This window comes from Ensifer sp. R1-3 (genome assembly GCF_056739175.1).
On the sequence record NZ_CP096515.1, the window covers coordinates 3110124 to 3125235 of the forward strand.

Annotated in this window: 13 protein-coding genes; 2 read left to right on the top strand and 11 right to left on the bottom strand. The window is 62.9% G+C overall.

Features of this window, described 5'->3' with window-relative positions; genetic code table 11:
• From M1D43_RS14855 to M1D43_RS14905, 11 genes are all read right to left on the bottom strand, one after another.
• Nucleotides 1–906 carry a DMT family transporter gene (locus tag M1D43_RS14855; protein ID WP_107608489.1) on the bottom strand — a complete coding sequence of 302 codons (906 nt, stop codon included), beginning with the start codon at nucleotides 904–906 and terminating at the stop codon, nucleotides 1–3.
• Between the two features lie 126 nt (nucleotides 907–1032).
• Nucleotides 1033–2517, bottom strand: a complete 1485-nt coding sequence (locus tag M1D43_RS14860) for a nucleobase:cation symporter-2 family protein (protein WP_127616238.1) — start codon at nucleotides 2515–2517, stop codon at nucleotides 1033–1035.
• A 205-nt stretch (nucleotides 2518–2722) separates the two neighbouring features.
• Nucleotides 2723–4195 (bottom strand): nucleobase:cation symporter-2 family protein, encoded by a 1473-nt coding sequence (locus M1D43_RS14865; RefSeq protein WP_498814005.1) that lies wholly within the window; start codon nucleotides 4193–4195, stop codon nucleotides 2723–2725.
• A gap of 253 nt (nucleotides 4196–4448) precedes the next feature.
• Nucleotides 4449–6173 (bottom strand): ABC transporter substrate-binding protein, encoded by a 1725-nt coding sequence (locus tag M1D43_RS14870; RefSeq protein WP_003530325.1) that lies wholly within the window; start codon nucleotides 6171–6173, stop codon nucleotides 4449–4451.
• A gap of 81 nt (nucleotides 6174–6254) precedes the next feature.
• Complete coding sequence (locus M1D43_RS14875) at nucleotides 6255–6674, bottom strand: DUF2160 domain-containing protein (RefSeq protein ID WP_003530327.1); 420 nt, start codon at nucleotides 6672–6674, stop codon at nucleotides 6255–6257.
• A complete protein-coding gene (locus M1D43_RS14880) occupies nucleotides 6674–7498 on the bottom strand; it encodes a carbohydrate ABC transporter permease (protein WP_010970356.1) in 825 nt (274 codons plus the stop codon). Before M1D43_RS14880 ends, M1D43_RS14875 begins: the two co-directional genes overlap by 1 nt.
• Nucleotides 7499–7518: 20 nt before the next feature.
• Nucleotides 7519–8385: a carbohydrate ABC transporter permease gene (locus M1D43_RS14885; RefSeq protein WP_153313091.1), complete on the bottom strand. Its 867-nt coding sequence runs from the start codon at nucleotides 8383–8385 to the stop codon at nucleotides 7519–7521.
• Between the two features lies 1 nt (nucleotide 8386).
• Nucleotides 8387–9457 (bottom strand): ABC transporter ATP-binding protein, encoded by a 1071-nt coding sequence (locus M1D43_RS14890; RefSeq protein ID WP_153313090.1) that lies wholly within the window; start codon nucleotides 9455–9457, stop codon nucleotides 8387–8389.
• Between the two features lie 23 nt (nucleotides 9458–9480).
• On the bottom strand, nucleotides 9481–10551 hold the full coding sequence (locus tag M1D43_RS14895; RefSeq protein ID WP_153313089.1) for an ABC transporter ATP-binding protein: 1071 nt from the start codon (nucleotides 10549–10551) through the stop codon (nucleotides 9481–9483).
• A 38-nt stretch (nucleotides 10552–10589) separates the two neighbouring features.
• Nucleotides 10590–12101, bottom strand: coding sequence for a glycerol-3-phosphate dehydrogenase (gene glpD, locus M1D43_RS14900; protein WP_318853888.1), 1512 nt, complete (start codon nucleotides 12099–12101; stop codon nucleotides 10590–10592).
• A 130-nt stretch (nucleotides 12102–12231) separates the two neighbouring features.
• The gene (locus M1D43_RS14905) at nucleotides 12232–12996 is read right to left on the bottom strand and encodes a DeoR/GlpR family DNA-binding transcription regulator (protein ID WP_003530340.1); all 765 of its coding nucleotides are present in this window, start codon (nucleotides 12994–12996) and stop codon (nucleotides 12232–12234) included.
• 167 nt (nucleotides 12997–13163) lie between these two features.
• Here M1D43_RS14905 and M1D43_RS14910 point away from each other — a divergent pair, with 167 nt between their 5' ends.
• Together M1D43_RS14910 and M1D43_RS14915 are read left to right on the top strand one after the other, a co-directional pair.
• Entirely contained in the window at nucleotides 13164–13934 is a 771-nt protein-coding gene (locus tag M1D43_RS14910) for an SDR family NAD(P)-dependent oxidoreductase (protein WP_010970352.1), read from the top strand.
• Nucleotides 13935–14091: 157 nt separating this feature from the next.
• Entirely contained in the window at nucleotides 14092–14988 is an 897-nt protein-coding gene (locus M1D43_RS14915; RefSeq protein WP_010970351.1) for a LysR family transcriptional regulator, read from the top strand.
• Nucleotides 14989–15112 lie beyond the last annotated feature (124 nt).

A 15112-nucleotide genomic window follows, 5' to 3' on the forward strand; every position in this document is an offset into this window, starting at 1 on the left:
TTACCCTCCGACAGTGGCAACCCTGGGCCGCGTAGGCATGGTCATGGCGGCGACGCCGGCGATGACGCAGCCGAGGCCGAGCCATGCAGTGGTCGAAAGCGTTTCCCCGAGAAATACCACTCCGATCGCAACGCCGATCGGCACGCGCACATAGGCCTGTGCCGTCGCGCCGACGGAACCGAGCGTGTGGATCAGGCGGAAATAGATGACGAAGGCGAGCGCGGTCGAGAAGACGGACAGGCAGAGGAGCGCAATCAGCGATTCCGGCGAGGGATCGAGCGTCCAGGGTCGATCGACGACGAGGCTCGCCGGGATGAGCAGGGCCGCACCCGCGAGAAGCGATCCGCAAGCGGGCATCATCGGATCGAGCCCCCTGAAGCCCTTCCCGAATATCGCCGCGCCGGCATAGCAGACCGTCGCAAGAACAACCGCAAGCTGCGGGATGAGCTGATCTCCGATGCCGCGGAAGGCCTCAAGACCGATGATCAGCCCGATTCCGGCGATGCCTGCAAGGACGCCCAGGAACTTGCGGGCGGTAACTGGCTCGTGCCGGGTGATCAGCGCCGTCAGGAGAAAGGCGAAGATCGGCGTCGTGGAGTTGAGGATGGCCGCGACGCCGGCATCGATCGTGCGCTCCGACCAGGCGATCAGGGTGAAGGGAACGACGCTGTTCAAGCAGGCCTGGAACAGGAACCGCCGCCACATCGCCCCGTCGCGCGGCAATGTCAGGCCGCGCCACGCGATCAGCGCCAGAAGAACCGTGCCGGCAATCAGCGTTCGCGCGGCGATCAGCGTAACCGGGGGGATGGTTTCGACGCCGATCTTGATGAAGGTGTAGGAGGCGCCCCAGAGCGTTGCGAGGGCGACAAGCAGAAGCAGTTCGAGAGCGAGACGTGGCCTGTCCATGAATGTGGTCCTTGTGAATCGTTGTTCATCGGACCATTCCTAGCGTCCGGAGCCACGGCGATGCTTCGGTGCCGATCGAAGTGTGGCGCAATACCCCGCGGGCTTTTGCCCGCGGGGTATTGCGGTTCAATGGCCGTCTGCCAGCCGCGCGGCCTCGACGCATGCGGAACGCTCGATGCTGAGGCCGTTGAAGAAGGCATTGAGCACGACGGCCGAGACCGCGGCCAGCACTATGCCGGACTCGATGATGGGATGGATCGCGTGCGGCATCCACATCAGGAAGTTGGGTGCGATCATCGGAATGAGGCCGAAGCCGACGGAGACGGCGACCACGAACAGGTTGTTGCGCGAGGACTTGAAGTCGACCGTCGAGAGAATCCTGACGCCGGTTGCCGCCACCATGCCGAACATCACGAGCCCCGCACCGCCGAGAACGAAGGTCGGAACCGCCTCGACCAGCGCGCCCATCTTCGGGATAACGCCGAGCAGGATCATGATGACTCCGCCCATCACGCAGACGTAGCGGCTCTTGACGCCGGTGACGCCGACGAGGCCGACATTCTGCGAGAAGCTCGTATAGGGAAATGTGTTGAAGAGACCGCCGATGATGGTGCCGAGGCCGTCCACCCGAAGTCCGGCGGTCAATTGCTGCTGCTTGACCTCGCGGTTCGTCATCTCGCCGAGTGCCAGGAACATGCCGGTCGATTCGATCATCACGACGATCATGACGAGCGACATGGTGGCGATCAGCACCGGATCGAAGATCGGCATGCCGAAGCGCAAGGGCGTCACGACGGCGAACCAGCCGGCGCTCGCCACCCGATCGAAATGCATCATGCCGAGCAGGGCTGCCGCGACGCATCCGATCACGATGCCGATCAGAACCGCGATGTTGCTGATGAGCCCCTTGCCGAAACGGGCCACCACGAGAATGGAGACCAGCACGAAGGCGGCAAGCGCCACATGGGCCGGTTCGGCATAGATCGGGTTCGGAACCGTGGCGCCGAGGACCAGCCCATCCGGCACGGCCGGCCCGCCGGTTGCGGCGAGCTGCTTCAACCCGGCCAGCCACTGTGCGTGGGCCGGATCGACGAGTTTCGGCGCCGTCGGACCGAAGGGATTGCCGAATATCCAGTTGACGCCGACGCGCATCAGGGTCACCCCGATGACGAGAATGATGGTGCCGGTGACGACGGGCGGGAAGAACTTCAACAGGCGTCCCATGATAGGCGCGATGAGAAGCGCGACGAGGCCGGCGCCGATGATCGCGCCGAAGATCGTCCGTGCCCCGTCGATCCCGGGCGTCATGGCGGCCATGGAGACCATCGGGCCGACGGCGGCAAAGGTGACGCCCATCATCACGGGAAGGCGTATGCCTATGCCCCTGGTCAGCCCGAGCGACTGGATGATGGTGACGATGCCGCAGACGAACAGGTCCGCCGAGATCAGGAAGGCGACGTCTTCCGGGCTCAGCTGCAGCGCCCGGCCGACGATCAGGGGCACCGCGACGGCGCCGCCATACATGACAAGAACATGCTGTATCCCGAGCGTCGCAAGCCTGCCGATCGGCAGGCGCTCGTCCACGGGATGTATGCTGGATGCATCGTTCATGGTTCCTCCTCCATCGCCGCGACCGTCCGTTCCCGTCCTCCAACGGGGAGGGGAACTTTTCGTGCGGCCGGAGCATGCCGCAAGGGTGCAGGAAGTGAAAACACTTTCGGGTTTTCGAGGGTAATCGGGCGCATCGGGGGGCGATCCGGACGAGCATGTGCCCGGATCGCGTTTTCGCCGGTTCAGCGGAACGGATTGCCGTGTGTCAATGCGCTTCCGCGGCAAGCACGGGCACTTCCGTGCCGTTGGCGTCGTACAGCTTGCCGTTGAGGAAATAGTCGCCGTCGTGCAGCCGCGCGATGTCCTGATAGCGGAGCGTCCGCTCCGTGCCGGCGACGAACACCGATTGCTGGTCCGAGTTCCCGGCGGTCATATGGTTGAAGATCAGGTTGAGGCTGATCGCCATCAGCGCGGCGGAGCTGATGCCGGAATGGAAGATCGTCTCGACCCAGGCCGGGAAATGCTCGTAGAAGGTCGGCGAGGCGATCGGGATCATGCCGAAGCCGATCGAGGTCGCGACGATGACCAGGTTCATGTTGTTGGCGTAGTCCACCTTCGACAGGGTGCGGATGCCGCTCGCCGCGACCGTGCCGAAGAGCACGATGCCGGCGCCGCCGAGCACGGAACTCGGAACCGCCGCGACGATGCGGCCCATGACAGGCAGAAGACCGAGCGTGACGAGAAACAGGCCGCCGGTTGCAACGACATAGCGGCTCTTGACCCCGGTGACCGCCACCAGCCCGACATTCTGGGCAAAGGCGCTCTGGGTGAAGGAGCCGAAGATCGGTGCGAGCAGGCTCGACAGCATGTCGGCCCTGAGGCCGTCGCCGAGCCGGCGCGAATCCACTTTCGTCTCGATGATTTCGCCGACCGCCAGAATGTCCGCCGAAGTCTCGACCAGCGTCACCATGGTGACGATGAACATCGAAGCGATCGCCGCGACTTCGAAGGTCGGATAGCCGAAGTGGAAGACCAGCGGAAGCGCGAAGAAAGGCCCTTCGGTCACCTGCGAGAAATCAGCCATGCCGGCGAAATAGGCTATCACCGTACCGATGATCAGGGCGAGCAGGATCGAGAGCCGCGAGATCGCGGCGCTTCCGAGCTTGCTGAGCAGGAGCACGATGACGAGCGTCACCGCTGCAAGCTGGATATTGGCGGGACTGCCGAAATCGGGCGCACTGCTGTTGCCGCCCATGGCCCAGCGCGCGGCAACGGGCATCAGCGTCAGTCCTATGGTGGTGATCACGATGCCGGTGACGAGCGGCGGAAAAAAGCGGGTGATCCGCGAGAATATGGGCGTTATCAGCAGGCCGATCAGCGAGGCGGCAATGACGGCGCCGAGCACCGACTGAAGCCCCCCATTGCCGGAAATGGCGATCATCGTCGCCACGCCGGAAAAGGAAACGCCCTGAACCAGCGGCAACTGGCTTCCGAAGAAGGGCAGGCCGATGGTTTGCAATATGGTGGCGAGGCCGCCGGCAAACAGGGATGCCGTGATGAGCAGGCCGATGTCGCCGGAGCCGAGGCCTGCGGCCTGGCCCAGTATCAGGGGCACGGCGACGATGCCTCCATACATCGTCAGTACGTGCTGCAGGCCATAGGCCAGATTGGCGCCGATGCCGAGCTTCTCATCCTCCGGGCGCGTTGGTGATACGGTTTCCTCTGCACTGTTTGCCAAGGTAATCTCCTCCAATACCTTTGCATGTCATCCACTTCCTACGAAGAAGGTGGCAAATAATGGCAGCGGCGATGGGGCGCTGCCTTACCGAAATTGGGGAAACAGTTTTCGCCTGGCGGGCGGTAATGCTGCGGTGGTCGCAGCGGCGAGCGGGGTGGCACCCGATTCGAAACGAAAAAACCGGGGCCGTTTCCAGCCCCGGTGCCGCATCTCCCCTGAAGAGCGCCGCCGACGGATCGGCGGCGTCTATCGATCAGTTCGTCTGCCAGCTCTTGACCAGCTCGTCGTAATTGACGGTGGTCGGCTTTTCCTTCTCGTTCTCGACCTTGAGCTGCGGTGCGAGGTTGCCGGCCTTCACGGCTTCCGCGTTCCAATATTCGAGGTCGTGCTCTTCGGCGAGCTTCGGACCGATGTCGCCCTGGACTCCCGCACGTTCCAGGCGCTGCAGCACCTTCTCCTGCTCGGCGCAGAGGGAGTCCATCGCTTCCTGGGCGGTCTTCGCGCCGGAGGAAGCGTCGCCGATCGCCTGCCACCAGAGCTGTGCCAGCTTCGGATAGTCGGGCACGTTCGTTCCGGTCGGCGACCACTGCAGGCGGGCCGGCGAACGGTAGAACTCGATCAGGCCGCCGAGCTTCGGGGCGCGTTCGGTGAAGCTCTGATGGTCGAGCGTCGACTGGCGGATGAAGGTGAGGCCGACATGGCTCTTCTTCACGTCCACCGTCTTGGAGGTTACGAACTGCGCGTAGAGCCACGCAGCCTTGGCCCTATCGTCCGGCGTCGACTTCAGAAGAGTCCAGGACCCGGCGTCCTGGTAGCCGAGCTTCATGCCGTCCTTCCAGTAGACGCCGTGCGGGCTCGGGGCAAAACGCCACTTCGGTGTGCCGTCCTCGTTCACGACCGGCAGGCCTTCCTTCACGAAGTCGGCGGTGAAGGCCGTATAGGTGAACATCTGCTGGGCGACCTCGCCCTGCGACGGTACCGGGCCGGATTCCGAGAAGGTCATGCCCTGGGCAGCAGCCGGCGCATAGGCCTTCATCCAGTCGAGATATTTCTGGATGGCGTAGACCGAGGCCGGGCCGTTGGTGTCGCCGCCGCGCGCGACGCAGGATCCGACGGGCCGCGAGTTCTCGTCGACCTTGATGCCCCACTCGTCGACCGGCTTGCCGTTCGGGATGCCCTTGTCGCCGTTGCCGGCCATCGACAGCCAGGCATCGGTGAAGCGCCAGCCGAGCGACGGGTCCTTCTTGCCGTAGTCCATGTGGCCATAGACCTTCTTGCCGTCGATCTCGCGGCCGGTGAAGAACTCGGCGATGTCCTCATAGGCCGACCAGTTGACCGGAACGCCGAGTTCGTAGCCGTACTTCGCCTTGAAGTCCGCCTTGTTCTTCTCGTCGTTGAACCAGTCGTAGCGGAACCAGTAGAGGTTCGCGAACTGCTGGTCGGGAAGCTGGTAGAGCTTGCCGTCCGGAGCGGTGGTGAAGGATTTGCCGATGAAGTCGTCGATGTCGAGGTTGGGGTTGGTGACGTCCTTGCCCTCGTTCGCCATGAAGTCGGTCAGGCTGCGCGCCTGCTGGTAGCGCCAGTGCGTGCCGATCAGGTCAGAGTCGTTGATATAGGCGTCATAGACGTTCTCGCCCGACTGCATCTGCGTCTGCAGTTTTTCGACGACGTCGCCTTCGCCGATCAGGTCATGGGTGATCTTGATGCCGGTGATCGCGGTGAAAGCCGGTGCCAGCACCTTCGATTCATATTCATGCGTGGTGATCGTTTCGGAAACGACCTTGATCTCCATGCCGGCAAAAGGCTTTGCCGCATCGACGAACCATTGCATTTCCGCTTCCTGGGCAGCGCGGTCGAGCGAGGACATGTCGCCGACTTCCTTGTCCAGGAACTGCTTTGCCTCGTCCATCCCGGCAAATGCCGAGCCGGTAAATGCCAGCAGCATAGCCGCCGTCGTTGTCAAAAGGTGCCTTCGCATTAAATCCTCCCTTGGGTTTTGCGATTGCGTTCACTTGCAGTTTCAAAGGGCGCCCGCGGTGAGTGCCCTTCGTTCGGTTCCTCAGACGTAGCGGAAGACGCCGACCGCGTAGATCACCGACAGGGCGACCGCCCACCAGAGATTTGCGCCGACCAGCCCCAGCCAGGCGAGGTGAATGAATGCGCTTCCGAGCAGCGAGACGAAGAGCCGGTCGCCGCGGGTCGTCTCGAAGCGCAGGATGCCGACGCGCGGGTTTCCGCCCGGCCGGGCATATTCCCAGACGGCCATCAGCGACAGGAGCGCGAAGATCGTCAGAAAGAACATGGCGGTCGGGAAAGACCAGGCCATCCAGCCGCCGGGGATCAGCGGGGCGAACCAGTCGGTCTTGCCGTCCTTGGCCGGCAGAACGGAAAAAAGCAGGCCGGCTGCGGTGAGATAGACGACGAGCACGGCGGCAAGCGCGACGGGCCAGCGGTTCTTGCGAGTGGCGATGGTTGCCATCAGACCCTCCCCAGGGCGAAGCCCTTGGCGATGTAATTGCGAACGAAATAGATGACGAGCGCACCGGGGATGATCGTCAGCACGCCGGCGGCGGCGAGCACGCCCCAGTCGAGACCGGAAGCGGAGACCGTGCGCGTCATCGTCGCGGCGATCGGCTTGGCGTCGGTCGTCGTCAGGGTGCGGGCGATCAGCAGCTCGACCCACGAGAACATGAAGCAGAAGAAGGCTGCCACGCCGATGCCGGACGCGATCAGGGGTACGAAGATCTTCACGAAGAAGCGCGGGAAGGAGTAGCCGTCGATATAGGCGGTCTCGTCGATCTCCTTCGGCACGCCGGACATGAAGCCTTCCAGGATCCAGACGGCGAGCGGCACGTTGAACAGGCAATGCGCGATCGCCACCGCGATGTGCGTGTCGATGAGACCGAAGGCGGAATAGAGCTGGAAGAAGGGCAGCGCGAAAACCGCCGGCGGCGCCATCCGGTTGGTGAGCAGCCAGAAGAACAGGTGCTTGTCGCCGAGAAAGCGGTAGCGTGAAAAGGCGTAGGCTGCCGGCAGCGCCACCGTCACGGAGATCAGCGTGTTCAGGACGACATAGGTGATCGAGTTGATGTAGCCGTTGTACCAGGAGGGATCGGTAAAGATCACCGCATAGTTCCGAAGCGTCGGATTCTGCGGCCACAGCGAGAAGGTGCTGAGGATCTCGCTCGTCTCCTTGAAGCTCATATTGACGAGCCAGTAGATCGGCAGGAGCAGGAAGACGATGTAGATCGTCGGCACCAGCCAGGAGAGGCGCTGCGAAAGTGGTTGCTTGTTGGTCATCATGATGTCTCCTCCCTCCTTTCTCAGCCTTGCGCGTCGCTCGTGGTCATCACCGTGTAGAAGATCCACGACAGGAGCAGGATGATGAGGAAGTAGATGATCGAGAGGGCTGCGGCCGGGCCGAGGTCGAACTGGCCGATCGCCGTCTTGACGAGATCGATCGACAGGAAGGTCGTCGAATTGCCCGGGCCGCCGCCGGTCACGACGAAGGGTTCCGTATAGATCATGAAGCTGTCCATGAAGCGCAGCAGGAAGGCGATCAGGAGCACGCGCTTCATCTTCGGAAGCTGGATGTAGCGGAAGATCGACCAGCGCGAGGCGCCGTCGATCTTGGCGGCCTGGTAGTAGGCGTCCGGGATCGAGACGAGGCCGGCGTAGCAGAGCAGCACGACGAGGCTCGTCCAGTGCCAGACGTCCATGACGATCAGCGTGACCCAGGCGTCGAGCGGATTCTGCACGTAATTATAGTTGATGCCGAGCGAGGCGAGCGTGCGCCCGAGCAGGCCGATGTCGACGCGGCCGAAGACCTGCCAGATGGTGCCGACGACGTTCCACGGAATGAGCAGCGGCAGCGCCATCAGAACGAGGCAGATCGGCACGCCGATGCCTCTCTTCGGCATGTTGAGCGCGATGACGATGCCGAGCGGGATCTCGATCGCCAGAATGATCGCCGAGAAGATCAGGTTGCGGGTGAGCGCATCCCAGAAGCGGTCGGATTCGAGCACGTCCAGGAACCAGTCGGTGCCGGCCCAGAAGAACTCGTTATTGCCGAATGTGTCCTGGACCGAATAGTTGACGACGGTCATCAGCGGGATCACCGCCGAGAAGGCGACGAGCACCAGCACCGGCAGGACCATGAACCAGGCCTTGTTGTTCCAGGTCTTTTCCATGTCAGGCCTCCCCGCCGACGCGCCAGGAATCGGCGTAGATGTTGATTGCCTTCGGATCGAAGGTGAGGCGCGGCTCGGCGGGGATCTCGCCGTCCTCGTCGACGATGATCGAGATCGGCCGGTCGGCGAAGCGGGCGCGCACGACCTTATGGCGGCCGATATCCTCGACCTTCGTGACGGCGACCGGCATGCCTTCGCGGCCGAGGGAAATGAATTCCGGACGGATGCCGAGTTCGATCCTGGCGCCGGCCTTGATCTGCGGCTGGAAATTGAGCGCGATCCTCTGGTCGCCGACGGCTGCCGTGTTGCCGGCGATCTCGGCCGGCAGCACGTTCATGCCGGGAGAGCCGATGAAATAACCGACGAAGGTGTGGCGCGGCCGCTCGAAAAGCTCGGCCGGCGTGCCGATCTGGACGATCTGGCCGTCATACATGACGACGACCTTGTCGGCGAAGGTGAGCGCCTCGGTCTGGTCGTGCGTCACATAGACCATGGTGAAGCCGAACTGCTTGTGCAGCCGCTTGATCTGCGAGCGCAGGACCCATTTCATTTCCGGATCGATGACGGTCAGCGGCTCGTCGAAGAGGATGGCGCTGACGTCCGAGCGCACGAGGCCGCGGCCGAGCGAAATCTTCTGCTTCTGGTCGGCGGTCAGCCCGCGCGCGGTCTTCTTGGCCCAGCTGCCGAGCCCGGTCATCTCTAGGATTTCCTTGACGCGGCGGTCGACCTCGGTTTCGGGCACATGCCGGTTGCGCAGCGGAAAGGCGAGATTGTCGTAGACGGTCATCGTGTCGTAGATGACCGGGAACTGGAACACCTGGGCGATGTTGCGCTGCTGCGTCGTCAGATGCGTGACGTCGGTTCCATCGAAAAGGATGCGACCCTCGGAAGGGTTGATCAGCCCCGAAATGATGTTGAGCAGCGTGGTCTTGCCGCAGCCGGAAGGGCCGAGCAGCGCATAGGCGCCGCCGTCGTTCCATTCGTGATGGACCTCTCTCAGGGCGTAATCGGACTCCGACTTCGGCCTGGCGCCGTAGGCGTGGCGGATATGTTCGAGATTGATGCGTGCCATGGTTTCCTCCCCGACGCCTTTTCTCAGGCCATCCCGCCGACAGCCCTGCCGTCCGGCCCGAAAGCCATGAGGTGGCGGGTATCGACGAAGACCTTTAGCATTGCGTCCGGTTCGATCTCGTGAATGCCGGGTGCGAGCATGACCCAGCGGGCGCCCGCGAAGGCGACGTGAATGAAACTTTCGGATCCGGTGATCTCCGAGATCGCCGTTTTTACGGTCAGCGGCTCGTCGCTGCCGTCCGGCTGGCCGAAAGAAAGGTGATGCGGCTGGAAGGCCACCGTGCAAGGACCGTCGGCGAGGGAGCGAAGATGGGAGGGAACGGCGAGCACCGGCTTACCTTCAAGCACGAACTGCGACCCCGTCTTCAGCAGGCCGATGGTGTTCAGCGGCGGATCGGCAAATGTGCGGGCCGTGACGATGTCGACCGGGCGGCGATAGACGTCGATGGTGCGGCCGAACTGGGTGATCCTTCCCTCGCTCAGGGTGGCGGTATTGCCGCCGAGCAAAAGCGCTTCCGACGGCTCTGTCGTCGCGTAGACGAAGATCGCGCCGGATGCGGCGAAGATCTTCGGCAGTTCCTCGCGCAGTTCCTCCCGCAGCTTGTAGTCGAGATTGGCAAGCGGCTCGTCGAGCAGCACCAGATCGGCATTCTTGACGATGGCGCGGGCGAGCGCGGTGCGCTGCTGCTGACCGCCGGACAGGTTGAGCGGCGTGCGGTCGAGATAGGGCGTGAGCTTCAGGAGTTCCGCCGCCTTGCGCACTTCGCGGTCGACGGTGGCGCCGTCGGCGCGCTTGATCCGCATCGGCGAGGCGATGTTCTCGTACACCGTCATCGCCGGATAGTTGATGAACTGCTGATAGACCATGGCAACCGAGCGCTTCTGAACCGGAACGCCGGCAACGTCGGCACCGTCGAAAAAAATCGAACCGGAGGCGGGCTTGTCGAGACCTGCCATCAGCCGCATCAGCGACGTCTTGCCGGAGAGCGTCGGGCCGAGCAGCACGTTGAGCGTCCCCCTCTCCAGCACAAGGTCGGTCGGGTGGATGTGCGTCTCTCCACCCACGACCTTGGATATCTTCTTCATTTCAAGCATTGAATTCTCCACCCCAACGGCAGTTCAGCCGTGGTACCTCAGGCGGCCGCGTTGACCGCGCCCCGCATATATTCCTCCAGTTCCGCGGTTTGCGCCCGCGAAAACTTCAGTCCCAGTTTCGTGCGGCGCCAAAGCACGTCCTCCGCGCGCAATGCCCATTCCTGCACGATGAGCCAATCCACTTCCGCAGCATAGAGATCCGCGCCGAAGTGCTTTCCGAGGTCGGCCTCGCTCGCGGCATTGCCGAGAAGCTGCGCCGCCCGCGTGCCGTAGAGCCGTACCAGCCGGCGGGCGTGGGAAGCGGTCAGGAAAGGATAGCGCATCCTGAGCTTCGCGACCTCGTCGTCATAGCCGGCGGCCGGAAAATCGCCGCCCGGCAGATGCGATACGGCCGTCCATTTCCTGCCCTTTTCCCCGATGGTCTCGCCGATCTTCTCGAGCGCCGATTCCGCAAGCCGCCTGTAAGTGGTGAGCTTGCCGCCGAAGACGTTGAGCAGCGGTGCATCGCCGTTCTCGACGCGCAGCACATAGTCGCGGGTCGCCTCCTGCGCCTTGCTCGCACCGTCATCGAAAAGGGGGCGCACGGCGGAATAGGTCCACACGATATCCTCTCTGCCGACCGGGTCGCTGAAATATTCGCTCGCCGCCCTGCAGAGATAATCGATCTCCGCATCGTTGATGCGCACGTCAACCGGATTGCCGCTGAAATCGCGATCGGTGGTTCCGATCAGCGTGAACTCGTCTTGGTAAGGAATGGCGAACATGATCCGCCCGTCCGGGTTCTGGAAGAAATAGGCGCGCGGATCGTCGAACTTCTTCTTCACGACGATATGGCTGCCCTGGACCAGGCGGACATTGCGGACGTCGTTGTTGCCGACCGCTTCGGAGAGAACCCGGTCCACCCAGGGGCCCGCGGCATTGACGAGCATGCGGGCGCGCATCGTCTCGCGCGCACCCGTCTCCGTGCTCTCGATTTCGATCGCCCAACGGCCGCCCTCGCGGCGCGCCGAGACGACGCGGGTGCGTGCCATGATCCTCGCGCCGCGGTCGGCGGCGTCGCGCGCGTTCAGCACCACGAGGCGAGCATCGTCGACCCAGCCGTCCGAATATTCGAATGCTTTGGTGAAGAGGCGCTTCAGCGGTGCGCCCGCGGGATCGCGCGTCATGTCGAGCGTCTTCGTCGCCGGCAGAAGCTTACGGCCGCCTATGTGATCGTAAAGAAAGAGGCCGAGGCGGATCAGCCATGCCGGCCGCGGACCACCCTTGTGGAAGGGCAGTACGAAGCGCATCGGCCAGATCACGTGCGGCGCCATCGCCCAGAGGACTTCGCGCTCCATCAGGGCTTCGCGCACGAGGCGGAATTCATAATGTTCGAGATAGCGCAAGCCGCCATGGATGAGCTTGGTCGAGCCGGAGGATGTTCCGGAGGCGAAATCGCTCATCTCCGCAAGCGCGACGGAATATCCGCGGCCAGCCGCATCACGCGCGATGCCGCATCCGTTGATGCCGCCGCCTATGACGAAGACGTCGAAGATCGTCTGCTCTGACACTCTTGTTTTCCCCTCCACACTCCGCGGCGCACAATTTGTGCAATCGCGAAAGTGAAAGCAGTTAAAGCGAAAATATTTCGAATGTCAAACGAATGTTTCCGGACTCCGCGCCAGGGAATCGGAGACCGGATCAGACCTCGGTCTCGACCAGCCTCACATCCTGGTCAGCACAGATTTTCCGAACATTTTCAATGATGCAGCGGTCGGTGATGAACGTCTGCACCTGCGAGATATGGCCTATACGCACCGGCGCGGTGCGTTCGAATTTCGTCGAATCCGAAACGAGGATGACATGGCGCGCATTGGCGATGATCGCCTGCGCCACCTTCACTTCGCGATAGTCGAAATCGAGCAGGGCTCCGTCGGAGTCGATCGCCGAGGCGCCGATCACCGCGAAATCCACCTTGAACTGCTTGATGAAGTCGACGGCGGCCTCTCCGACGATGCCGCCGTCGGAGCCGCGCACGACCCCGCCGGCGATCACCACCTCGATCGAGGGGAAGACCCGCAACCTGTTGGCAACGTTGATGTTGTTGGTGATGATCATCAGTTCCCGGTGGTCGAGGAGCGCTTCTCCGACTGCTTCCGTCGTGGTGCCGATATTGATGAAGAGCGAAGAATTGTCCGGGATGAGCGCGGCCGCGGCGCGGCCGATCGCCTGCTTTTCCGCTGCGGCGATCTGGCGGCGGGATTCGTATCTGACGTTTTCCTTGCCGCTCGGAAAAATGGCGCCGCCGTGAATGCGGTTCAAAACCCTGGCGTCGCAGAGATCGTTCAGATCCTTGCGGATCGTCTGCGGCGTAACGGAAAAGCGCTGGGCGAGATCCTCGACCAGCACGCGGCCTTCCGTTTTCGCCAGTTCCAAAATCTCCGCCTGTCGTCCGGTCAGATACATCCGCCCCTCGCGTTTCGTTTTCTTTCATAATATGCGAAAACGAAAGCGGTGCAATTTCAGATTAGAAATATCCAGCGCGTTCGATTTTCGTTGCGGCTTGCGCCCGATCTGCGCTGTAATCGGTGGAGGGGCACGCCAGTCCGACGTTATCGGGAGGAAGAAAGCGCATGTATCATCCGGCCTTGTTCAAGGGCATGAACGTGGTGGTCACCGGCGGCGGCAGGGGCATCGGCCTCGAGGTCGCACGGCAGTTCCTCGACTGCGGTGCGCGCGTGCTGGTGCATATGGGGCGGACGATCGCCGCCGACCGCCCGGAGTTTCTCGATCTTGCAGCGGCCGAGGGCAGGGCATTCCTCGCGGCGGCGGATTTCCTTGCCGAGGGGGGCGTCGAGAGCCTCGCCGATGTCGCGAGGAGCCGCTTCGACAGCGTCGATGTCCTCGTCAACAATGCCGGCACGATGGTCGGCCGTTTTCCGGCGGCCGATCTCACCGATGAGCAATACCGCATGGTCGTGCAGCTCAACCAGACCTCGGTCGTGGAGATGACCCGGACGATGCTGCCGCTCCTGCGCAAGGGCACGCATCCTGCGATCGTCAACACGGTTTCGATCTCGGCGCGCATGGGCGGCAGTCCGGGCTCTTCGATCTACTCTGCCACCAAAGCTTTCGTCGCAACCTATTCGAAGGCGCTGGCGCGTGAACTTGCGCCGGACGGCATCCGTGTCAACTGCGTCTCGCCCGGCACGATCACGACGGATTTCCACGAGCGCTATTCGACGCCGGAGAAGCTGGAAGCGACGCGCAAGACGATCCCGCTCGGCCGGCTCGGGACGGCGGAGGATTGCGCGCCGGCCTATCTCTTCCTCGCCGCACACGCGCTTTCGGGCTATATCACCGGCCAGGTCCTGGAGGTGAACGGTGGGCAGCTCATCGCTTGAGCGCGCGTCCGCCCCTCATCCGCCTGCCGGCACCTTCTCCCCGCTTGCGGGGAGAAGAGACTCGCGGCGGCGTCTTCAGTCCCCTCTCCCCGCGCTGCGGGGAGAGGGCTAGTCCTCGGGTTAGACCCGGGGAGAGGGACAAATCTAAAGGCCACGAATGATCGACAAGCTGGAATTCTTTCTCGCACTGGCCCGCGAACGGCATTTCGGCCGGGCGGCGGAGGAGTGCGGGGTGACGCAGCCGACGCTTTCGGCAGCGATCCGCCAGCTCGAAGAACAGCTCGGCGTCATTCTGGTCAATCGCGGATCACGTTTCCAGGGGCTGACGCCCGAAGGGCAGCGGGTGCTGGAATGGGCACGGCGGATCGTCAGTGACAGCCGTACGATGCGCGAGGAGATGCGTGCGGCGCGAAAAGGTCTCTCGGGGCATATGCGCCTCGCCGCGGTGCCGACGACCCTCTCCATGGTGCCGCTGATCACTGCGCCCTTCCAGGAGAAGCATCCGGACGTCACCTTCTCGGTGCTTTCGACCACATCGCTGCAGATCCTCGCGCTCCTCGAAAACCTCGAGATCGATGCCGGTCTGACCTATCTGGAGAACGAGCCGCTCGGCCGGGTGACGAGCGTGCCCCTGCAGATCGAGCAATATCATCTGGTTACGGCCGCCGGTACGGCGCTTTCGGATCGCGAAAGCGTGACCTGGAAGGAAGTGAGCGACATTCGGCTTTGTCTATTGACGGCCGACATGCAGAACCGGCGCATCATCAATCAGCACTTTGCCGAGGCAGGCGCGGTCCCGAAGCCGACCCTCGAATCGAATTCGATGATCGTGCTCTTCTCCCACGTCCGGACGGGCCGGTGGGCGAGCATCATGCCTTATAACGTTGCGAAATCATTCGGTTTTCACGAGGATATACGGATGATCCCGATCGTCGATCCGGACGTCCGCCATACGGTGGGCCTGGTCGCCACCTATCGTGAGCCGTTCACGCCGCTCGTCTCCGCGCTGTTGCACGAGGCCCGTATCCTCGGTGAGCGCAACCAGGTTCAATAGAAATTTTCTATCGATCGACGGAACAGCCTTATTGACCCATGGAAGCATAAGCGCGAAGCTTGTTTCATGGGCAAAGAACGTGAAATCTCCGATCTTTGCCAAGTGGTTGAGACAGCGGCGCGAC